Here is a 21,908-nt window from a genome sequence, read left to right on the forward strand (position 1 = left end):
GGGCCATGCTTCCATCGGCGAGTAGCAACGGGGTGGTACTCGTCACCGGGGCGTCGTCGGGGATCGGCGAAGAACTCGTACGGGAGTTCGCGCGCCGCGGACGCGACGTCGTGCTCGTTGCGCGCAGCGCCGACAAGTTGACCGCGCTCGCCGCCGCGCTTGGCACGGTGGCGCACGTGCTGCCCGGGGACCTCTCCAAGCCTGCCGAGCGCGCCGGCCTGCCCGACCGGGTGGCCGAGCTCGGGCTCGTCGTCGACGTGCTGGTGAACAACGCCGGGCTCAGCACGCTCGGCCCGGTGGCCGAGTCGGATCCGGTGGCCGAGCTCAACCTCGTCGAAGTCGACGTCAGTGCGGTCGTCGACCTCTGCAGCCGCTTCGTCCCCGGAATGGTCGCGCGCGGGCGCGGCGCCGTGCTGAACGTCGGGTCGGTCGGCGCGTTCGGCCCGCTGCCCGGCCAGGCCGCCTACGGCGCGGCCAAGGCGTTCGTGCTGTCGTACACCCATGCGCTCCGGCAGGATCTGCGCGGCACCGGCGTCACCGCGTCGACGGTGTGCCCGGGCCCCGTGAAGACAGGCTTCGGCGAACTGGCGGGCTTCTCGGACGAGGAAGCCGAGGCGGCGTTACCGAAGCCGATGTGGGTCGCCGCCGACGAGGTCGCCAGGATCGCCGTCGACGGCCTCGCGGCAGGCAAGGCGGTCATCGTGCCTGGCATGTTCAACAGGGTCGGCGCTGCCGCGAATCACCTGCTGCCGCGCCGCCTGCTGCTTCCGATGGTCGCCCGCAGCCACCCAGGGCTGAAGAAGCGCTAGCTGGTCGTTACACCGGCTCGAACTTGGAGATCAGCCACTTGCCGTCGACCCTCTCCAATTCGACGCGCACGCTCGATGCGGTGGCCGACGGTGCGTCGGCACCAACGACGACGGTCTGGTTCACGAACACCAGCACCACCGCCTTCTTCTGATCGGCCGAGACCGACGCAGCGCGTGGCACGGTCGCGACCGCGGAGATCTGCTTCTGCTGAGCGCCAGGGATCACCACGTCGGCGATCAGCTTCTTGTAGTCATCCTTGAAGGTTCCGGTCAGCAGTGCCTGGGCGTCGGTCAGCTGCTGCTGGACCTTGTCGGGTTGGTACGACAACAGGGCGATCGTGCTGTCCTTGGCGACCTGGATGGACTCGATGCGCGCGTTGACGTCGTCGCTCGCCGAGTTGTCGACGAACTTGAGCCATCCGGCAGCCAACGCGAGGATCAGCGCGAGCGCCGGAATCACGCCGAATGCCGCGATCTTCGCCCAGTCGATGCGCTTGCGGTCGGGCTGCGCGGCGGCCGCGGTCTCGTCGCCAGGGGCGGGCTCGGTCGCCTCGTCGGGTTCGGTCGCGTCGTCGGCCTCAGCCGTCTCGACGTCCGTCGCCGTGCTGGCCTCGGCCAGCTCGGTCTCCTCGATCGCTGTCGACTTCTCGTCAGCGGTCGACTTCTCGTCAGGGGTATCTGTCACGGTACGAACTCCACGTTGGAAACCTTGGCCCCGTCGTCAACCTGCTCGACCCGAATGCGCATGCGCCAGGCGCGGGGGGCCTGCTCGGGCTGCCCGGCGACGGACGTGTTGACCGTGACGGCCACTAGCACCTCGGCGTCGGTCGGGATCTTCGACTCCTGCTGCGCGTCCGTCACCTCCAGCCCCGCTTCGGTCACCGTGCCGACGGACTTCGACTTGACCTGCTTGACCACCTCGGCGAACGGCTGAGCTCGCTGCTGGAACTCGTCGTAGAACGATCCGGTGGCGGAGTCGAGGATGCGCTTGACGTCGTCGTCGACGTGCTCGAAGTCGATCGTGGTCAGGTTCACCGCACCCTGCCTGCCGACCTGAAGGAACAGGCCGCGCTGGTCCTTCGCGACCTGCGCCTGGTGGGCGCGATACCCGAGCCAGCCGACGAGTCCCGACAAGGCCAGCACCGCGACGAGCCCGAGGATCAATGCCAGGCGGACCGGTGACATCGACCGTTTGGTCGCGACCGGGGCGTCACCGTCCTCGTCCTCGTTGGTTGCCTCCTCGTCGGCTGCGTCCTCGTCGTCGACGGTCGCATCGTCGGAAGCCTCGGTGTCGGACGCGTCAGCCTCGTCCGCCGGTTCGATGGGTTCGGCCGCGGTGTCCTCCGCGACGTCGCTCAACCCCCCGGCGGGGGCAGCAGCATCGTCTCCCATGTTTGCTCCTCTTTGGCATTACGGGCCAGATTGGACTGTGTGTACACATGTCCGTCGGGTCCAACGTACGTGCCAGTGGCTGGGTCGTATTCGGCGGCTGCGATTGGCGGCGCCGCCGGAGGGGGCGGTGGAGCGGCTTGCGCAGGTGGTGACCCCGGCAGCAACTGCGGAACGTCCTGCCCGGACAGCGTGGCGTTCGGATCGCCCTTCCAGTTGTAGCCGTCGTTGAGCGGCACGTAAGTCTCGTTGCTCTCGCACATCTGCCAGGTCGGGGCGCGTTTGCCCGGGACGGTCATGCAGGGGATGTTGCGCGCACCGCGGACGTTGAACGGCGCGTCTTGCGGGACTCGGCAGTAGACGTTGCCCGGTGGCCGGTCGGGGTAGTCCTCGAAGGTGGGCACCCGCTGCTGCTGGGCCGGCAGGAAGCCGGTGGTGCAGGGCGGCGGCAGCTGCTGCGGTGGCAACGGGATCGGCGCCGGGAAATTGGGGATCATCAGGTTCAGGTTGAAGACCAAGGCATCGCCTTCGTAGTCCTGTTTGGTGTTCCGCTTGTGCACGCCGACGGCCTGCGTGACGGCGGTGCCCTGCGGCAACAGCACCAGCAGCTGCTCGAGGCTCGGCTGGTAGGTGACGGCCACCTCGCCGATGCTGACCAGATTGGCCAGCACGATCGGCAGCGTTGGCCGCACCCGATCGAACAAGGCCTGCACCTCATCGGCGGCGCCCGGGCCCTTCTGCAGGATGCCGGCCACGGCTGGGTCCTGGCTCTGCAGCTGGCCGGTGATGCTCGCCAGGTTCGCCGCCCATGCCTGGATCGAGCCTGCAGTGTCGGTCTGGCTGTCCAGCACGGGTTTGGACTGGTCGATCAGGGTGGTCAGCGGGTCGAGGTTCTGGCGAGCGTCGATGGCCAGCGCGGTGCTGCCATTGACCAGCCGGCGAAGCTCCGGCCCGAGCCCGCCGACCGCGATGTAGGCCTCGTCGATGACCGTCTTCAGGTTCTCCCGAGGGATCGCCTCGAGACCGCGCGTCGTGTCTTCCAAGACCGCGTTGACATCCGTCGGAACCGTGGTGCGGTCCCGAGGGATCACATCGCCGTCCCTCAACTCCGGCCCCTGCCCACTACGGGGCACCAGCATGACGTACTGCTCGCCGACGGAGGACTGGCTGTGCACTTCGGCTTCGACGTCGGCGGGAATCTTGACGTCCGAGTTCAGCGACAGCACTGCCGCCACACCGCCATCCGTCAGCTCAACGCTATCGACCATGCCGACCTGCGCGCCGCGGTAGGTGACGTTGCCGCGTGGGTAGAGGCCACCGGTTTCGGGTAGCTCCACGGTGACGCGATACTCCCCGATTCCCATCATCGCCGGCAGCCGCATGTATCCGAACAACATGACTGCAAGCGCCGTGGTCGACACGACGGCGAAGATCGCCATCTGAATCAGGATCTGTCTCGTCAAAATCATGTCAGGGCCCCTGATCCAAGTGATACAGAGCGACCAACGGGTTGCCGGCGCCGTTCGGCGGGGCGCTCCCCGTGCACGGGCTGGGGAATTGGCCTATGGTGCGGCCCCACTGAAGCTCCAGCCACGTCAGATCGCACTCCCACCGCGATCCGGTGAAGAATCCGGAGTCGATGCGGCTCAACGTCAGATCGAGGATCAACGACAGGTTGGCGTAGTCGCCACGCATCCAGTTGGTCAGCGTCTCCTTGGGGAACGGGAACGTGGGCAGGAAGCTCAGCGCGCGGGTCAGCGCCGGGCCGGCGTCGGCCAGTGATTGCAGCACCGGGCCAAGATCTTTGAGCTCTTGGACGAGCGCTTCCTTGGTCTGGTCGACCGAGTCGGCAGCCAGCGCGCTGAACTTACCCAGCTGCGAGAGCGCCTCGGAGAGGTTGTCGCGCTGATCCCGCAGCACTGCCAGCGCATCGGGTATCGTCCGTAATGCCCTGTCCACCACGGGTTTCTGCTCAGCGATCTGACCGAACAGGTTGTTCAGGCTTTCCGACGCGGCGATGATGTCGCCCTTTTGGTCATTGAGATAGCCGATCGCCTTGTCGAGTTGCTCGATCAGGCTGCGCAAGTCGTTCTCACGGCCGGCGAAGGCGGTGCTCAATGCCTCGGTGATGTCTTGAATGTTGCCAATGCCACCGCCGTTGAGCACCACCGCAATCGCGGCCAACGCCTGCTCGGTGGTCGGATATGCGCCCGCCGAGCCCAACGGAATGACCGAACCCTCAACCAACTTGCCTTCGGGTGCAACGTCGACCGGTGGCTTCAGCTCGATGTGTTGTGACCCGAGCAGGCTGGTCTGTCCGACCTTGGCCGTCGCATTGGCCGGCAACTCCACGTTGCGGTTGAGTGTCATCGTCACCAGCGCATGCCAGCCCTGACGCTCGATCTTGCTCACCGTGCCGACATTCACATCGCCGACCCGCACGCGGGAATTCTGTTCGACGTTGTCGACGTCGGGCATCTGCGCCTGGATGGTGAACGAGCCGGGGCCCACACCCTGCACCCCGGGCAGTGGAACCGAGTTCAGCCCTTGCCAGCCGCACCCGGACACCGCGAGACCAAGCACCAGCATTCCCGCCGCGACGCGTTTCCACCTGGCCCACATCATGGTCCGACTCCCGGGGGCACCATGATCCCCGGCAGGCCGTCTGCCGGATTGGTCTCGATCGGCGCCTCTGCTTCAAGTGGCGGCCCGCTCGGTGCCGGCGCAGGAGCCTGCGCCTGCAGAGGCACTGCGCCGGGTGGTGGCTGTGGCGGTATGTAATCCGGCCGCATCCAGTCCTCGCTGTACGTGAGCTCATTCGGCCGCGTCGTGGCACCGACGAAGATGTTCTGCGTGAGGGGCAGGAAGTTGTATTGGCGGTTCTTGAAGACCGGCGCCAGGTACTGCACGCACAGCTTCGCCGACTGCTCGGCGCCAAGCCGTGACGCCGCCTGAATCGCGCCGCACATAAAGGAAATCGGATTGGCGAAGTTGTTGAGCATCGGCACGCTGCTCGCAGCGCCCTGGGCGGGTTGCCAGATGTTCACATAGTTCTGCAACGTGTTGGGCGCCACGTGCAAGAACTGCTTGACATCGGCGAGGCTGTCGTTCAGTGCCTGCGTCACCCCTGCCAACTTGTCCGACGTGGTGCCCAGCGCTTCGCGGTTCTCGGCCACGAACGTCTGGACCTCGGGAACGACAGCGTTGAGGTCGCGCACGGCGTTCGCGACTTCATCCGGGTTGTCCGCGAGCAGCCCCGTCACCGACGCCAGGTTCTGGTTGAGCTGGCGCATCAAGTCGGTGCTGTCCTGAAGCGCCGACACCAGAATCGCCAGATTCTTGATGGTCGAGAAGATGTCGGTGCTGTGATCGCCGAGAGCCGAAAACGCCTGCGACAACTTGATGACGGTATCGCGGATATTGGCGCCCTGGCCGCGCAGGTTGTCGGCGGTGGTGTTGATGACCGAACCAAGCGGGCTCACCCCGCCGGGCTCGGTCGGCTGCAACGTGTCGGCAATCTTCTCCAGCTGCTGACGGACCTCGTCCCACTCGACCGGCACCGCGGTTCGTTCGCGCGGGATGACCGCGTCGTCCTTCATCACTGGCCCAGTCGTGTAGACGGGGGTGAGCTGAAGGGCGCGTGCGGTCACCAGCGTCGGCGACAGGATCGCGGCCTTCGCGTCGGCGGGTACGTCGTATTTGTCGTCGTACCAGAAGGAGACCTTCACCTGGTCGGGCTGTGGCTCGATCGACGTGATTCTGCCGACCGGCACACCGAGGATGCGAACGTCGTCGCCGACATAGATGCCGTTGGTGTTCTGAAAGTAGGCAACGACATTCGTGCGGTTGATCGTTTCCGTGGTGCGAAGCAACACCACGACTCCCGCCACCAACAGAAGTGCCAGCGCGGCGGCTACCCACGTTCTCGCGTTGCGGATCATTGCCCGCCCTCCACTGGCGCGAGGGGCGGCGCCTCACCCGGTGCCGGCTCGAAAACGGGCTTCGGCGTAGGCGACGGTGTGGAATCCAACCCGGGTGGCGCCAGGTCCGGAGGTCCGGGCGGCGGACCGCCGGGCGGGGGCGCGGGCAGCGGCTCGCGGTAGGGATAGCAGCCAGTGGGCCCGGGCAACGGCAAGCCGGGCGGTCCGCATCCCTGATCGCCCGGGTTGCCGGTGATGGCGTCGGGAATAGTCAGATTCGGATCGCCGCCCTGCCCCGTCCGGGGGTAGGGCACCGGCAATGGCGGTGTCCCCCGCTGGCCGATCTGTGGGTCGCTACGTTCCGAAGGCAGCAGCACGTTGGGATCCAGACCGAGGTCGGAGAACGCTGCGTCGATGAACGGCTGCAGGAACTGTCCCGGCAGCAGATTCGCGACATAGGTCTTGAAGAAGGGCCCGGATGCGACCGATTCGCCGAGCGACATCGAGTATTGGGTGAGCAGGTTGAGCGACTTCTGCAGGCGTTCCTTGCGGTTGTCGAGGACCGTCAGCACGCCGTTGAGCTTGTCGAGTGCGGGTTTCATCGTCGCGCGGTTCTCGCCTATGAAGCCTTGCAACTGCTGACTAAGCGCCGAGACGTTGCCGGAGATCTGATCCAGTGCGGCGCTTTGGCTTTCGAGCGCCATCAGCAGCGCATTGGTGTTGGAGACGAGGCCGACGATCTGGTTGCTTCGCTCGGCCAGCACCGTCGTCGTCTTGTTGGCGTCGGTCAGCAGACCGCGCAGCTCTGCGTCGCGCTCATTGAGCGTTTCTGAGAACCGGGCCACTCCTTCGACCGCGATCCGTAGCTCCGGCGGAGTGTCGGAGAACGTCTCCGACAACACCCTCAAGGAGTCCGACAGTTGATCGGTGTTCAGACCGCTGATCGTGGTCGCCAACTCGCCCAGCGCATCCGGCAGCTGATACGGCGACGTGGTGCGATCCAATGGGATCGTGCCTTCCTGTTGGCCGTCGCCACGGGAATAGACCTCCAGGATCTTGGTGCCCAACAGCCCCTTTGTCTTGATGGCCGCCTCGGTGCGATCCCCCAGCCGGATGTTCTTTTTGACGGTGAACTTGATCAGCACCTGCGGACCGTCCAGCTCGATCGAGGTCACCTTGCCCACCTGGAAACCCGAAACCTGTACGCCCGCATCACCTGTGAGGCCGCCTGCCTCGGCGAAGTAGGCCGAGTACTCCTTGCCCTGATTGAGGAAGGGCAGCTTGTCGTATTGCAGTGCCCCCACCACGATGACGAAGGTGACCGCCAGCCCGATGGCGCCGATGATGAAGTGACTGCGTTCGCTGAAGGGCTTCACCTTGGCGCGCACCTCCCAGTGCTCTGGCCCGCGACCTTGACGTACACCGGCTGGCCACCTTTTCCGTTCAGCTTGAGCACGATGTCGCACAAGTAGAAGGAGAAGAAGTCGCCGTAAATGCCTTGGCGCGCAAGTGTTTGATACGCCTCCGGCAACGTGTTGAGCAGATTGTCGAAGTAATCGTGATCGGCCACCACGATGCCGGCGGCCCGGTCGGTTTCGGTAATCGTCTTCGCAAACGGTGGACGGGCCTGCGCGAGTAGGTCGGTGATGCTTCCGGCGGCGGCGTTGGTGTACGCCAGGCCGTTACTGATGTCCTCCTTGCGGGACGCGAGCCCCTTCACCAGTTCGGCGAGCGCGTCGACAGCCTTTGCGAATTGGTCGTTTTGGCCGCCCAGCGATCCCAGCACGACGTTGAGGTTGACGATGACCTGCCCGATCAGCTGATCCCGGTCGGCCAACGTATTGGTCAGCGCCGCGGTCTGAGCAAGGAACGAGTTGATGGTCCCGCCCTGGCCTTCCAAGGCGGTAATCAACTGGCCGGACAACGCATTTACCTGATCGGGATCGAGCGCCCGAAACAGCGGCCGGAAGCCGCCGATCAAGGCATCCAAGTCCAACGCCGGCGACGTGCGGGCCAGCGGGATCGTGTCACCCGCATTGAGCTTCTTGGTGCCGCCCGTACCTTCTTCCAGCGCCAGATACCGGCCGCCGATCAAGTCGTCGTAGCGGATGACGGCTCGGCTGCCCTCCGTCAAGACCACCGAATCGTCGGCGGTGAATTGAACCGCCGCCGTGGTGTCGGGTTGGATCTCAACCTTCTTCACCTGGCCAACCTCGACGCCCGCGATGCGGACGAAGTCGCCGTTCTCCAACCCGGTCACGTTGACGAACTCGGCGTTGTAGCTCTTGGCTTTCTCGCCGAATCGCAGCTGCCCGAAGACCGCGTAGAGCCCGAACACGCCCAGCAGGCAAACAGCCAGAAAGACGGCCAGGCGCAACGCGACGCCTCCCAGGCTTTCTCTCATGACTGGTTACCTTTCGTTGCTGTCGAGCTGCGAGCGGTCATGGTGCCGGGACCACCGCCGGCGGAAGAGGTATCGGCGGCAGTGGCGTCGGCTGCATCTCCGCGGGATGCGGGACCACGAACGGCTCCGTGCCCGGTGTCCGACCTGGGTCCCGTGGCGCCATCGGCGGAAGCGCCGGTGGTAGACCCGGCCACAATGGCGTGCCGTCCGGCGCGTAGAGGTCGGCTCCGTACGCGGGGGCGCCTGGATATGGAATCGGTCCCGGCGCAGGCCCGCCGAACAGGTTGCGAATGCTCGGCGGCTCGGGTATCGCACGGGTGGTGGGTAGGTAGTTGGCCCAGGCCGGGAAGCCGATGCCGGGGTTCGGCCGCCAATCCATGCCGGTGCCGAATCCGGTGTTGGTGACGAGATTGCGCACCGGCCAGTTCTGCGCGACATCCGGCAGCGAGCCGCAGCTTGGTTTGCCGCCCGGTCCGCCCCTGGCGCCGACGACCGGCAGGTTGTCCGGATAGTGGTACGGGTCGTCCCCGAGCGACAGGCCGGTGTCGAGCACGAGTGATCGGCCATTGCCGCCGGGCGCTTCGTAACCTCCGGTATCCAGCAGGGTTTTCGCGCCCACCAGCAGGCAGGTGTACTCCGGGTTGTACTTGTACAGCAGGTTGGTCGTCGGCTCCAGCACGTTGATGGCCTTGATCAGGTTGGCCTGATTCGGCGCGAGCAGACTGATACCGCTGTTGGAAAGTCCAATGGTGGCCAGCAGCAACGCATCCACCTGGCCGGCCTGCTTGACGACGGTGGTACTCGTTGTGCTGGCCGCATCCAGCGTGGCCAAAATATCTTGTGCCGCACCGCTATAGGCGTCGTTGAAATCCTTGAGCGCACGCCAGTCGGCTCGTATCGTCTCATTGCGCGGGTTCAGTTCGAGCAGAACCTGGTTGGCGTCGGTGGTGGCCTGACCGATCTTGTCGCCCTGTCCACGGACGCCTTCCGCGAGTGCGGACAGGGTGCTGTTGAGCTTGGCCGGGTCGATCGTGTCCAGCACGAGCACAACGTTCTCGAACACCGTGTTGACCTCGGTGGTGACGTTGCGCGACTTCAGTACCTGACCGGCCGCCAGCCGCTGCTGGCTGGGATCGCTGGGGTACACCAGATCGACGAACTTCGCACCGAACACCGTCGTGGCCCGAATCTGCGCCTCGACGTTAGCGGGAATGTGCTCGATCTGGTCCCGGTCAATCTCCAACTTCAAGGTCACCGGGTCCCCACCGCCGGTGATCGCGGCGACCCGGCCAACCTGTACGCCGCGCAGCTTGACCTTGGCGTTGGTCTCCATCACCAAGCCGGCCCGATCGGAGCTCAACGTGACCGGCACGGACCTCCGGAACGTCCCGCTGAACAACGCATACGTCAGCCAGATCAACGCGGCGACCACTAGCACCAGGCTGAGCGTCGCCCATCCGGGATGCAGTCCTTCGTCTCTGTCGTCCATTGCACTAACCAGCCAGATTGAAGTTGCCGGATTGGCCGTAGATGGCGAGCGACATCATCACGAGAACGAACGCGGCAATGATGAGTGACATGCGCACTGCGCGGCCGACGGCCTCGCCAACGCCGGCGGGACCGCCGCGTGCGGTAAAGCCGTAATAGGTGTGCACGAGCATGATTACCACGGCGAGGACCACGCATTGGAGGAACGACCAGACCAGATCGGTAGGGTTCAGGAACGTCCTGAAGTAATGGTCGTAAACGCCCGTGGACTGACCGTAGAGCACCGTCGTGCCGAACCGCGCCGCCCAAAATGCCGCCAGCACACCAATGCAATAGAGCGGGATCACGACAAGTAGGCCGGCCACCACCCGGGTGGAAGCGAGGTAGGCGACGCTGCGGATGCCCATCACCTCGAGCGCGTCGATCTCCTCGTTGATCCGCATGGCGCCGAGTTGCGCTGTGGCACCGGCCCCGATCGTCGCCGAAAGCGCGACCGCGGTCGTCGCGGGCGCGATCAGTCGCACGTTGAAGAACGCCGACGCGAATCCCGTCAAGGCCTCGACACCGATCTCGGAGAAGTCGGTGTACCCCTGCACGGCCACCAGCGCGCCGGTGGTGACGGTCAGGAATCCGACGATTGCGACCGTTCCGCCGATGATGATGAGCGCGCCTGCGCCAAGGCCCATTTGGGCGATCAGTCGGATCAGCTCGACGCGATATTCGGTGAACGCGTAGTGGATCGACCCCAGCGTGCGGCCGTAGAACTTGGTCTGCCTCCCAACGCGATTCCAGCCGTCGACCCAGGGGCGGGCCCGGCCTTTCAGCCACGGGAACTGGGAATGGGGTCTCGAGACGGTCACATCGTCACCTTTACGGCGACGGCGGTGGCGACGACGTTGATTGCGAACAGCGCCATGAAGGTGAACACCACGGTTTCGTTCACGGCGTTACCGACACCCGCCGGGCCGCCTCGCACGGAAATGCCCTTGTAGCAGGCGATCAGCCCGGCGGAGAGTCCGAACAACGCCGCCTTCAGCAGCGCGATCGTAACGTCGGCAGCGCCGATGATCAGGGTCAAACCGGATGCGAACGCGCCCGGTGAGACGTTCTGAATGTAGACGGTGAAGAAATAGGCGCCCGCGAGGCCGACGAGGATCACCGACGCGGACAGCGCCAGGGACACCAGCGTGGCGGCGAGCACGCGGGGAACCACAAGGGCCTGAATGGGATTGACGCCCATCACCCGCAGCGCGTCGAGTTCCTCCCGAATCGTCCGCGCACCGAGGTCGGCACACATGGCGGTGGCGCCGGCGCCGGCGACCACCAGCACCGTGACGATCGGCCCGATCTGACGCACCGTGCCGAGCGCAGCGCCGGTGCCGGAGAAGTCCGCGGCGCCGAACTCCGTCAGCAGGATGTTGAAGGTAAACGTGAGCAACACCGTGTACGGAATCGTCAGCATCAGCGTCGGCAGAATCGACACCCGTGCGACGAACCACGACTGCGAGATGAACTCCCGCCAGGCGAACGGTGGCTTGAACATCAACACGAAGGTGTCGAGCGCCATCGCGAAGAATCCGCCGGCCGCGCTGATCGGTTTGGCCGCATTCGTGGCGAGGGTGCCGGGCGCAACCATCAGCAGACCTCCTCTGCGCTGCACCTCAATGGCATGGGCCGATGGTCCCCTCCGACTAAACCCGATCGCTGGGCGAACCCCGTGATTGGTGACACAGGAACTCCGTGATGGTTACACAGGAAGAAGTCGAAGAACCGTACAACAGCGATTTCCACGCCAGCAACAGGAAGGCCGGGGCGTGACGTCCGTCACCGTCACCACGACCGAGGGTTCGGCGTCAGCAAAGCATCAACGAGTCGGCACTGCGCCAGGATCACGCACTACCGACTGCCGCCTCGAGCTCGGCGACCACGATCTTGCGCATGTCCATCATCGCGGCCGTAGCGGCTGACGCCCGCGCCGGATCGGGGTCCTCCACCAGTTCGTACAGCCGCTTGGGCACGATTTGCCAGCTCAATCCGTAGCGATCCTTGAGCCAGCCACACTGCGACTCCTCGCCGCCGTCGACGAGCTTGGACCAGTAGTAGTCGACTTCGTCCTGGTCCACGCAGAGCACTTCGAACGACACCGCCTCGGTGAACGGAAACTGTGCACCGCCGTTGATGCCGAGGAACCGGTGTCCGTCCAGGACGAAGGTGCCGTAGACCACCTCACCTGGGGTACCGGGACCGGCGTCGGTGTAGCGGACGAACGATCCGACGGACGAATTGGGGAAGACCGACGTGTAGAAGGCGGCGGCTTCTTCTAGAAGGTTGCCGTCGAACCAGAGACAGGGCGTGATGTTGGGCATGGCATGTCGACTCGGCCAAGCTCGGAAACTCATCGGGCGCAGTCTCGCGGAAGTCCCAAGCCAGCCCGGGGCCGGTTACGAACAGGCAAACCGCCTGGGTAACGTGCAGTGAGACGGCCGAGAGGATCCATGTGAGCACTGCGCACAGCACACCGCAGACCGTGACGTTCCGGGGCGTCGACGACCTCGCGCTGGTCGCCGACGAATGGAACCGCGACGACGAAGCGGCCCGGGAACGTCCGACCATCCTGATGCTGCATGGCGGCGGCCAGAACCGATTCTCCTGGAAGAACACCGGGCAGATCCTCGCTGACGGCGGCTATCACGTCGTCGCACTGGACAGCCGCGGCCACGGCGACAGCGACCGTGCCCCGGCGGCGGACTACTCGGTGGAGTCGCTGTGCGGCGACACGTTGCAGGTGCTGTATCAGATCGGCAAGCCGGTGGTGTTGATCGGCGCAAGCATGGGCGGGCTGACGGGAATCCAGGCCGCTCACGAAGCGGGCCCGGACTTAGTCGCCAAATTGGTGCTCGTCGACGTCGTGCCGCGGTTCGAGAAGGACGGCAGCGCGCGCATCCGCGACTTCATGTCCAGCGGTCTGCACGGCTTCGAGTCGCTGGACGAGGCTGCGGAGGCCGTCGCCGCGTACCTTCCGCACCGCACCAAGCCACGAAGCTCCGAGGGGTTGAAGAAGAACCTCCGGCTGCGCGACGGCCGCTGGTACTGGCACTGGGATCCGGCGTTCCTCACCAAGCCGCAGGACGACCCATTCGCGCGGATGGACAAGCTGGAGCAGGCGGCGATCAACTTGGAGATCCCGATCCTGCTCATCCGCGGCAAGCTCTCCGACGTGGTGAGCGACGACGGCGTCAAGGACTTCCTCGCCAAGGTGCCGCACGCGGAGTTCGCCGAGTTGGCCGATGCGGGCCACACCGCAGCCGGTGACGACAATGACGCGTTCAGCGAAGTCGTGGTGCAGTTCGTCTCCCGATGAGCGTGTGCGGCTTCAACTTCCTCGAACAACCCGAGCTGCCCGCCCCTGCGGTTTCCGCGGCGCAGGCCGAGCAATTGCTGGCCACCCACTACGGCATCACCGCGCGGGCGGAATCGCTTGGGAGCCAACAGGACAAGAACTTCCTGGTCTTCGACGCGAGCGGCGCGCATGTCGGCGTGCTGAAGATCGCGAACCCGGCGTTCAGCACCGTCGAACTGGAGGCCCAGGACGCGGCGGCGCAGCTGATCGCCAATGCCGAGCCAACGGCCCGCGTCTCGGTCCCCCTGCCGAACCTGTCCGGGCAGCCCTACACCGCGGTGGCGGGCCTGCTCGACGGCACGGCCCACGTCAGACTCCTGCGGTACCTGCCCGGGGGCACGTTGGTCGACGACGGCTACCTGTCTCCCGACGTCGTCGCGGGCATGGGTGAACTGGCCGGCCGGGTGAGCCGCGCGCTGGCCGACTTCGCCCACCCCGGCCTCGACCGCATTCTGCAATGGGACCTGCGCTACGGCAAAGCCGTTGTCGACGAACTCATTTCGCACGTCGCCGACACCGCCGCGCGTGGCGCGATCGCCGAGGCGGCCGCCGAGGCGTGGGCGCGGATCGAACCGCTGGCCGCCGCGCTGCCCCGTCAGGCCGTGCACCTCGACCTCACCGACGCCAACATCGTGGTATCCCGGTCGGACTCCGGCGCGCGGCATCCGGACGGGATCATCGACTTCGGCGACCTGTCCGATACGTGGGCGGTCAGCGAGCTGGCCATCACCATCTCGTCGGTGCTGGGCCACCCCGGCACCGGGCCGACCTCGATCCTCCCGGGCATCAAGGCATTTCACGCGGCCCGCCCCTTGACCGATGACGAGGCGCGGGCCGTGTGGCCGATGATCGTGCTGCGCACCGCGGTGCTGCTCGTCAGCGATGCCCAGCAGGCCGCACTCGACCCAGACAACGAGTACGTCACCGAGCAGACCGACGCTCAGTGGCGCATGTTCGAGCAGGCCACCTCGCTGCCGATCGACGTGATGACCGAGCTGATCTGCGGCGCACTCGGATTCGGCCAGGCGGTGGAGCCCCTCGGTGGCGCGATGCTCACCGGGTCGAACCCCGCATCCGTCGTCACGCTGGACCTGTCCCCCACCTCCTCGATGTTCGACGACGGGGTCTTCGGCGTGGCGGCCGAGGACGACGCCGCACGACGCGCCGTGCGGGCTGGGGCGGCGCTGGTGGTGACGCGCTTCGGCGAGCCGCGGCTGACGCGTGCCCCGTTCCTCAGCGAGCACGCCCCCGACGTCGTGGCGACCGGGGTCGGGCTGTGGCCCGCGCACTCCACCACGCTCGCCGCGCCGTGGCCGGGCGAGGTGATCCGCGACGGCGACACCGTGACGATCCGCGGCGATCATCACGTCGTGTCGGTGACCGACTCCGTCGCGGTGTCCGGCGACCGCGTCGAGGCAGGCGCGCCATTCGCGACCATCGACGAGGATCGGTGGGCGACCGTGACGGTGCGTCCCGTCGACGCCCCTGTGGCGCCGGCGTTCAGCCCGCCCGAACTGGCCGCGGGTTGGCTGGCGGTGGTACGCGACCCACGCCCGCTGCTCGGGCTGCCCGCAGTGGGAGCCACGGAAGAGCGAGACCTGTTGGTGCGCCGCGACAACAGCTTCGCGCGCGTGCAGGAGCACTACTACCGCGAGCCGCCCCAGATCGAGCGCGGCTGGCGGCACTACCTGATGTCGACTACCGGTCGGGTGTACCTCGACATGGTCAACAACGTGACGGTGCTCGGTCACGCGCATCCACGCGTGGCCGACGCGGCGAATCGTCAGCTGCGCAGGCTCAACACGAACTCACGCTTCAACTACGAGGCGGTGGTCGAATTCAGCGAGCGCCTGGCCGCCACGCTGCCCGCGCCGCTGGATACCGTGTTCCTGGTGAACTCCGGTTCGGAGGCAAGCGATTTGGCGCTGCGGCTGGCCATGGCGACGACGGACCGTCGCGACGTGCTCGCGGTCCGCGAGGCCTATCACGGCTGGACGTATGCCACCGACGCGGTCTCCACGTCGACGGCGGACAACCCCAACGCGCTCACCACCCGGCCGGACTGGGTGCACACGGTGGAGTCCCCCAACAGCTTTCGCGGAAAGTACCGCGGCGGTGACGTCGGTGGGTATGCGGCCGACGCCGTGCGGCAGGTCGACGACATGGCCGCGGCGGGTCGCGCGCCTGCGGCCTTCATCTGCGAGCCGGTGTACGGCAACGCCGGTGGGATGGCCCTGCCCGACGGCTACCTCGCCGACGTGTACGCCGCGGTGCGGGCCCATGGCGGACTGGCCGTCGCGGACGAGGTGCAGGTCGGTTACGGGCGTTTGGGCCACTGGTTCTGGGGTTTTCACCAGCAGGGCGTCGTACCGGACATCGTGTCGGTGGCCAAGTCGACCGGCAACGGCTATCCGCTGGGCGCCGTCATCACCAGCCGCGCCATCGCCGAGGCGTTCAGCGCCCAGGGGTACTTCTTCTCGTCGACCGGCGGCAGTCCGCTGTCGTGCGCCATCGGGTTGACGGTGCTCGACGTGCTCGCCGACGAGGACTTGCAGGGCAACGCATTACGGGCCGGTGAGCACCTCAAGGCCCGGCTGCTCGGGCTGCGCGAACGCCACCCGCTCGTCGGCACCGTCCACGGGACGGGGCTGTATCTCGGCGTCGAGCTCGTCCGCGACGTGGACACGCTGACTCCGGCGTCCGCGGAAACGGCGGCGATCTGCGACCGCATGCTCGACCTCGGCGTCGTCATCCAGCCCACCGGCGATCACCTGAACATCCTGAAGACCAAGCCGCCCTTGTGCATCGACGTCGCCGGCGCGGACTTCTACGTCGACGCGCTGGACCGGGTGCTCACCGAGGGCTGGTAATTGGCCTAATCTCGTCGAAGCTTGGCCTGATTCGTGCGGCGGCGCATGCGCGGGGTGCCCTACTGTCGACTCCGATGTCCGCCGTCCTGCTCATCGTTCACGTCATCGTGGCGATCCTCGCCGTCGGCCCGATTGCCGTCGCGGCGAGCATCTTTCCGCGCTACGTCGAGGCGCCCGACGTCGCAGGCGTCCTGCACCGGATCTGCGTCACCTATGCGGCGGTCGGCGTCGCGGTACCCGCGCTTGGCATCGCGACGGCGGTGTCGATGGGCGTAATCACCGACGCGTGGGTGCTGGTGTCGATTGCACTGACCATCGGTGCGGCGCTTGTCCTGGTGGCCGCGATCCTGCCCGAGCAGCGTGCGTCGCTCGCCGGTGGAGGTGTCGGCAAGCTCGCGATGACGACGGGCATCTTCAACCTGTTGTGGGTCGCAGTGACGATCCTGATGATCGTGCGGCCGGGTTCGACGACGGGCGTCTAGGCCAGGAAACGCAGCACTCGTGCCACCACGGCATCAGGTTGTTCGTCGACCAGGAAGTGCGACGCCCCTGGCAGTTCCTCCACCGTGAGCTCGTCGGCGTAGGCCTGGTGACCGTCGAGCAGCGCTGCGTTCATGTTGGGGTCGTCGCCACCGAAGATGATCAACGTCGGCGTAGTCAAGCGCATGGAGCGGTACCGGCCCGCCAGCACGCGGCCGAAGATCGGCACGATGAAGTTTCGGTAGAGCGCCGAACCCGCTCTGGCCCGGTCACGTTCGCGGTACTGGCCGACGAACAGCTCGCGGTCGCCGGGACTGAACGCCGTGGGGTCCGAGGTGTAGTTGTCGAGCAGGTGGTGCGCCAGCGGTTGGCGGCCGCGGCGCAGCAGCGCGGGACCGAGCACCGGGGTCGCGATGGCGTACTGGAACCAGAGCCGCGGAAACGCCGCAAGCAGGCGTGGCTGAAACCGCACGAACGGATGCGGAATCGCAAGGGACACATACCGTTCCACGCGCTCCGGATGCTGTAGACACAGCAAGAATCCAACGAGTGCACCCCAGTCGTGGCCGATCACTCGCACGCGGTCGAGTTCGAGCGCGTCGAGTAGCGCGACCACGTCGGCAACCAGTTGATCGGCGCCGTATCCCGTCCTCGGCGCGTCGGTCCAGCCCGCGCCACGCAGGTCGGGGGCGATCACGCGGTAGTGCTCGGCCAGCGCGGGCAGCACCTTCGACCAGCCCCACCAGTGCTGAGGGAATCCGTGCAGCAGAAGCAGAGGCTCGCCATCGCCGGCCTCTGCGACGTGCATTCTGAGGCCGGGCAGTTCGACGAAGCGATGGGTGACGCCGTCCAGATCGGGCGGCGTCGACGCGGTCATGGCGTCGAATCTGCCACGCCGAGCTCGAAGGCGAAATAGGCCCGCGCGATGTGCTTGAGCTCGTCGGTCGGCACGTCCCGGATGACCTTCTGCGCGCCGAGCCCGTCGATCATGATGAGCAGTCGCCGGGCGGCGACGTCCGAATCGGTCACCGCGAACTCCCCCGACTCGCGTCCGGCGCGGACGACGTCGCCGATGCACGCCAACCAGTCGTCGGTCAGGGTGGCCGCCTCGGCGGCGAGGGTGGGATTGCGCCTGCCGAGGCTCCACGCGTCCAGCCACAGCGCGCTGGCCTCGTCGCTGACGTCGTCCAGCACGTAGTCCATCAGCGCGCCGATCTTGTCGGTGGCAGTGGCGGGAGGCCCCATCCTGACGCGGGCCTCGTCGAGATCGGCGACGGCGGCCGTGCGGAACGCGGCGGCGATCAGCTGCTCGGCGGACGAGAAGTAGTGGCTGACCAAGCCCGGAGTGACGCCGAGGTCGGTCGCGACGCGGCGCAGCGTGACGGCGGACAGGCCTTCGGTGCGGCTGATCTCCACGGCCTTGGCCAGCAGTTCTTCGTGGCGTTCAGCGGGCAGCTTGCGCTTCGCGTCCCGTGCGGCGGCTGCATCGATGGTCAAAGGTCGCTCCTGCTCTTGACGAATCCCGATTCTTATTGAACACTACATCAACACTATTGAACTCCCCATCAACAAGGCGAATCGAGCAGACATGACCGCCATCGCAACCCAGCCCGCCGAGGTGTCGGCCGACGACCACGTCGGCGCCATCGAGACCGCAGGCGTCGAGTACCTCCCCGAAGCCGCCCGCGACTCGCGGCCGCGCAATCTCGGGGCCGTGTTCCTCGGCGCCAACCTGACGTGGACGAACGTCGTGTTCGGCGCGTTCGCGATCCTGTTCGGTCTGTCGTTCTGGCAGACCGTCACGTCGATGGCGGTGGGTACCGCGGTCGGCACGCTCGCCGTGCTCCCGACGGCCGTCATCGGCCCCCGAACGGGCACCAACATGACGGTCTCCAGCGGCGCGTTCTTCGGCATCCGCGGCCGGTTCATCGGGTCGGGTCTGGCGCTGGCCATCGCCCTTGGCTTCGCGGCGGTGACGGTGTGGACGAGCGGCGACGCGATCGTCGCGGCCGCTCACCGACTGTTGGGCACGCCCGCCACCCACCTCGTGCACGCGGTCGCCTACGCGGTGGTGGCGGCGCTCATGGTGACGGTTGCGCTGTACGGGCACGCCACGATCGTCGCGATGCAGAAGCTCGTCGTGCCCATCGTGGGCGGGCTGATGGTGCTCGGCTTCTTCGCCTTCGCGGGCGCGGTCGACGTCAACGCACCGGGCGGCGAATACGCGCTCGGCGGGTTCTGGCAGACGTGGACGTTGTCGGCGGTGCTCTTCGCGGCGGCGCCGATCTCGTACGGCCCGACGATCGGCGACTACACCCGACGCATCTCGTCGATCCGGTTCAGCGACAAGCAGATCTGCGTGGCGCTCGGCATCGGCATGTTCGTCGGCGTGATGCTGCCGAGCCTGTTCGGTGCCGTCACGGCGTTGAGCTTCACCAACCCGACGGACTCGTATCTCGACGATCTGGTCAACGCGTCGCCGGGGTGGTTCGTACTGCCGATCATCGTGATGTCGGTGTTGGGCGGGCTGAGCCAGGGCGTGCTGTGCATCTACGCGAGCGGCCTCGACCTGGAGGGGGTGGCGCCACGGCTGAAGCGCACGCAGACCACCGTCATCACCGCGGCCGTCGCCATCGTGCTGCTGTACCTCGGCGTGTTCGTCTTCGACGCGGTCGAGTCGGTCACCGCGATGACCGTTGCGCTCAACGCCGTCCTGGTGCCGTGGGTGGCGATCCTCGCGATCGGCGCGCTGACCACGCGCTCCTACGATCCCCTCGATCTGCAGGCCTTCGCCGACGGGCGTCGCGGCGGCCGCTACTGGTTCTCCTCCGGCTGGAACGTGCCAGCCGTGACCGCATGGGCCGTCGGTGCGACGTTCGGCGTGCTGACCGTGAACACCGAGCTGTACGTGGGGCCACTGGCCGAACTCGCTGGGGGCGTTGACCTCAGCACGGTGGGCTCGGCGGCGTTGGCGGGCTTGATTTACGTGACGTCGGTGCGTTTCATCAAGGGATGACATCGCCCAACGAGCTCGTCACCGAATTCTGCAAGCTGTGGGCGGCCCCCGACCCCGACCAGATCGCAAGCTACTTCACCGATGACGGCGTCTACCACAACATTCCGATGCCGCCCGCGGAGGGACGCGAGGCCATAAGGGAGGTTCTGGACGTGATGCTGAACGGATTCGACGGCATCGACTTCCAGGTGCACCGTCAACTCAGCCACGGCAACGTCGTGATGAATGAGCGGACCGACAGGATGCGGCGCACGGGCGGTGGCGAGATCGCCCTGCCCGTAATGGGCGTGTTCGAAGTGCGCGACGGCAAGATCGCAGTGTGGCGCGACTATTTCGACCTGGCGACGGTCACCGCCGCCCTCAGCTGAGCCGACTACCCAACAGGACGGGCTCGGCTAATCCCACGGCCATTCCGGTGGTGCGGGGCCGCCGGGTTCACCAATAGCGTTGTCCCGCGGGCATTTCGGGTCGTCGGGGGGTCGGAGGAGTCGTTCGGGGCGGTGGTAGTAGTTGACTCGGGCTTGGCCGGTGTCGAGTTGTGGTGGGGGTGTCCATTCGACTTCGCCGCGGGAGTTGATCGTGGTGCTCCAGCCCCCGGGCCCGACCATGCGATTGTCAGGTCCGCAGGCCAGGGCGAGTTCGTCGACGTTGGTGTTGCCGCCCTCGGACCAGTCGCGTAGCGCGTGGTGGACCTGGCTGCCGTAGGCGCCGACGGCGCAGCACGGTTTGGTGCAGCCCCCGTCGCGGCCGATGAGCATGATCCGCTGCGCTGGGGAGGCGACGCGTTTGGCACGGAACAGATTCAGGGCCTGTTCGGTGGCGCCGTCGAATACCGCCAGCCAATGATGGGCGTGGGAGGCCAGTCGGATCACGTCACCGATGGGCAACATGGTGCCGCCGCCGGTGACACCGACACCGGCGCGAGATTCCAGGTCTTGCAGGGTGGTTCGGATGATGATCGAGGTCGGTAGCCCGTTGTGTTGGCCGAGTTCGCCGCTCTCGAGCGCGTTGCGTCCGACGGCGACCAGGGCGTCGTGTTGGCGCTGCTCGCGGGTGCGGTGGTCGGTGTCGATCTGCTGCTGCGACGGGGTCCCGCTGACACAGGGTTGGGGGTCCTCGGGGTTGCACATGCCCGGTGCCGCTGATTTGGCGAAGATGGCCTCGTAGGTCGCCCACGCTTCGGGAGTGAGGTTTCCCGTCACCTGGCGCAGGCCGTCGCGGCCCTGGGGGCCGACCTTGAACCCGCGTTTGCGGGCGCGTTCGGTGTCGTCGGGTTCGGGTCCGTCCTGATCGAGCAGGAACAGCACCCGGTCGGCGGCCTTCTTCAGCTCGGCAGGACCGACGCCGACGGCGAGGCGGACCAGATCGGTCTCGATCTGCTCACGGGTGGGTGCGTCGACGAACGCCGGGATCCGGCCCATGGCGTCGCGGATCTTGTCCACGTGTTCGGCGTTGATCAGCCCCGCTCCCTGCGCTGCCGCAGTCGCCTCCAATACGGGTGCCAGCGGTTGTCCGGTCAGCGCCTGGCGCGGGCCCAACACCGCCGCTTCGGCGAGCCGGCGGCCGGCTTCGGCGGTGGAGAGGCGCCACCGGATCCGCAGTACCTCGTTCCAGGACTTGGCGCCCATCGCCTTGGCAGTGGTCTCGGTCTGCAGTCGGGCCAGCCCACGGTGCCATTGGGTCGGCAACTCGCACGACAGCGTCTCGATCTCGTCGAGGAATTCGAGCAGTTCAGCGTCGGTCTGGCGCTCGAGGTCGCAGTCGGCCAGTGCGGCACGCAACGCTGCCACCGCTTCCCGGACTGCTGTCCCCGACATGATTCGAACATACGTTCGCACACCGACAAGAATTCGCCGAATGTGACTACTGAAACTGAAGTGACAGAAGAGTTTTCGCCGATCATCGACACTGCGGTGAGATCGTCGCGCTGGCCGAAAGTGCGATCTCCCCGCAGTATCGGCGGAGCCGTGGATCCTCGGCCGCCAGACCGAGCGGTTGCGTCGCAGCACCGCGGGCCGCTTGGCAGGACCAAGTAGTCGCGACCCGAGCTTGTCGAGAAAGCAAGTAGTTCCCTACGGGTCGGATTGGGTGCGGAATCAATCAGTGTCGTAGCGCCAGATCAATCGAGCTCG

Annotated in this window: 20 protein-coding genes; 6 read left to right on the forward strand and 14 right to left on the reverse strand. The window is 66.5% G+C overall.

The genetic code is table 11. The features are described 5' to 3' along the window. Positions 1-5: 5 nt before the first annotated feature. Positions 6-809 (forward strand): SDR family oxidoreductase, encoded by an 804-nt coding sequence (locus SLQ33_RS13625; protein WP_319454394.1) that lies wholly within the window; start codon positions 6-8, stop codon positions 807-809. A 7-nt stretch (positions 810-816) separates the two neighbouring features. Here the strand turns inward: SLQ33_RS13625 and SLQ33_RS13630 are convergent, their stop codons facing one another. The 11 genes from SLQ33_RS13630 to SLQ33_RS13680 form a co-directional block, all read right to left on the reverse strand. After that, positions 817-1,494 (reverse strand): hypothetical protein, encoded by a 678-nt coding sequence (locus tag SLQ33_RS13630; protein ID WP_319454395.1) that lies wholly within the window; start codon positions 1,492-1,494, stop codon positions 817-819. Next, on the reverse strand, positions 1,491-2,201 hold the full coding sequence (locus tag SLQ33_RS13635; RefSeq protein ID WP_319454396.1) for an Mce protein: 711 nt from the start codon (positions 2,199-2,201) through the stop codon (positions 1,491-1,493). The genes SLQ33_RS13630 and SLQ33_RS13635 overlap by 4 nt, the downstream gene beginning before the upstream one ends. After that, complete coding sequence (locus SLQ33_RS13640) at positions 2,165-3,667, reverse strand: MlaD family protein (RefSeq protein WP_319454397.1); 1,503 nt, start codon at positions 3,665-3,667, stop codon at positions 2,165-2,167. The genes SLQ33_RS13635 and SLQ33_RS13640 overlap by 37 nt, the downstream gene beginning before the upstream one ends. 1 nt (position 3,668) lies before the next feature. Beyond that, positions 3,669-4,823 carry a virulence factor Mce family protein gene (locus SLQ33_RS13645; protein WP_319454398.1) on the reverse strand — a complete coding sequence of 385 codons (1,155 nt, stop codon included), beginning with the start codon at positions 4,821-4,823 and terminating at the stop codon, positions 3,669-3,671. Further along, positions 4,820-6,139 (reverse strand): virulence factor Mce family protein, encoded by a 1,320-nt coding sequence (locus SLQ33_RS13650; protein ID WP_319454399.1) that lies wholly within the window; start codon positions 6,137-6,139, stop codon positions 4,820-4,822. The genes SLQ33_RS13645 and SLQ33_RS13650 overlap by 4 nt, the downstream gene beginning before the upstream one ends. Then, a complete protein-coding gene (locus SLQ33_RS13655) occupies positions 6,136-7,494 on the reverse strand; it encodes an MCE family protein (RefSeq protein ID WP_319454400.1) in 1,359 nt (452 codons plus the stop codon). Before SLQ33_RS13655 ends, SLQ33_RS13650 begins: the two co-directional genes overlap by 4 nt. Beyond that, positions 7,491-8,522: a virulence factor Mce family protein gene (locus SLQ33_RS13660; protein WP_319454401.1), complete on the reverse strand. Its 1,032-nt coding sequence runs from the start codon at positions 8,520-8,522 to the stop codon at positions 7,491-7,493. Before SLQ33_RS13660 ends, SLQ33_RS13655 begins: the two co-directional genes overlap by 4 nt. Before the next feature lie 37 nt (positions 8,523-8,559). Then, complete coding sequence (locus tag SLQ33_RS13665) at positions 8,560-10,011, reverse strand: MCE family protein (RefSeq protein WP_319454402.1); 1,452 nt, start codon at positions 10,009-10,011, stop codon at positions 8,560-8,562. Positions 10,012-10,015: 4 nt separating this feature from the next. Beyond that, entirely contained in the window at positions 10,016-10,870 is an 855-nt protein-coding gene (locus SLQ33_RS13670; RefSeq protein ID WP_319454403.1) for an ABC transporter permease, read from the reverse strand. Continuing rightward, positions 10,867-11,646: an ABC transporter permease gene (locus tag SLQ33_RS13675; protein WP_319454404.1), complete on the reverse strand. Its 780-nt coding sequence runs from the start codon at positions 11,644-11,646 to the stop codon at positions 10,867-10,869. The genes SLQ33_RS13670 and SLQ33_RS13675 overlap by 4 nt, the downstream gene beginning before the upstream one ends. A gap of 253 nt (positions 11,647-11,899) precedes the next feature. Beyond that, the gene (locus SLQ33_RS13680; protein WP_319454738.1) at positions 11,900-12,376 is read right to left on the reverse strand and encodes a VOC family protein; all 477 of its coding nucleotides are present in this window, start codon (positions 12,374-12,376) and stop codon (positions 11,900-11,902) included. A gap of 131 nt (positions 12,377-12,507) precedes the next feature. Between SLQ33_RS13680 and SLQ33_RS13685 the strand changes: the two genes are divergently transcribed. The 3 genes from SLQ33_RS13685 to SLQ33_RS13695 all read left to right on the forward strand — a co-directional run bounded on the left by SLQ33_RS13685 (position 12,508) and on the right by SLQ33_RS13695 (position 16,762). Next, complete coding sequence (locus SLQ33_RS13685) at positions 12,508-13,371, forward strand: alpha/beta hydrolase (RefSeq protein WP_319454405.1); 864 nt, start codon at positions 12,508-12,510, stop codon at positions 13,369-13,371. After that, entirely contained in the window at positions 13,368-16,280 is a 2,913-nt protein-coding gene (locus SLQ33_RS13690) for an aminotransferase (RefSeq protein ID WP_319454406.1), read from the forward strand. The genes SLQ33_RS13685 and SLQ33_RS13690 overlap by 4 nt, the downstream gene beginning before the upstream one ends. A gap of 74 nt (positions 16,281-16,354) precedes the next feature. Then, positions 16,355-16,762, forward strand: coding sequence for a hypothetical protein (locus SLQ33_RS13695; protein ID WP_319454407.1), 408 nt, complete (start codon positions 16,355-16,357; stop codon positions 16,760-16,762). Here the strand turns inward: SLQ33_RS13695 and SLQ33_RS13700 are convergent. Both SLQ33_RS13700 and SLQ33_RS13705 read right to left on the reverse strand, forming a co-directional pair. Continuing rightward, entirely contained in the window at positions 16,759-17,637 is an 879-nt protein-coding gene (locus SLQ33_RS13700; protein ID WP_319454408.1) for an alpha/beta hydrolase, read from the reverse strand. The two genes, SLQ33_RS13695 and SLQ33_RS13700, sit on opposite strands and share 4 nt — an antisense overlap. Further along, positions 17,634-18,257, reverse strand: a complete 624-nt coding sequence (locus tag SLQ33_RS13705) for a TetR/AcrR family transcriptional regulator (protein WP_319454409.1) — start codon at positions 18,255-18,257, stop codon at positions 17,634-17,636. The genes SLQ33_RS13700 and SLQ33_RS13705 overlap by 4 nt, the downstream gene beginning before the upstream one ends. A gap of 91 nt (positions 18,258-18,348) precedes the next feature. On the opposite strand from SLQ33_RS13705, the gene SLQ33_RS13710 reads away from it, so the two are divergent. After that, positions 18,349-19,776, forward strand: a complete 1,428-nt coding sequence (locus SLQ33_RS13710; RefSeq protein WP_319454410.1) for a purine-cytosine permease family protein — start codon at positions 18,349-18,351, stop codon at positions 19,774-19,776. After that, positions 19,773-20,144 (forward strand): limonene-1,2-epoxide hydrolase family protein, encoded by a 372-nt coding sequence (locus SLQ33_RS13715; protein ID WP_319454411.1) that lies wholly within the window; start codon positions 19,773-19,775, stop codon positions 20,142-20,144. The genes SLQ33_RS13710 and SLQ33_RS13715 overlap by 4 nt, the downstream gene beginning before the upstream one ends. 27 nt (positions 20,145-20,171) lie before the next feature. Here the strand turns inward: SLQ33_RS13715 and SLQ33_RS13720 are convergent, their stop codons facing one another. Beyond that, complete coding sequence (locus SLQ33_RS13720; protein ID WP_319454412.1) at positions 20,172-21,593, reverse strand: HNH endonuclease signature motif containing protein; 1,422 nt, start codon at positions 21,591-21,593, stop codon at positions 20,172-20,174. Positions 21,594-21,908 lie beyond the last annotated feature (315 nt).

This window comes from Mycobacterium sp. RTGN6 (assembly GCF_033804605.1).
GTDB lineage: Bacteria > Actinomycetota > Actinomycetes > Mycobacteriales > Mycobacteriaceae > Mycobacterium.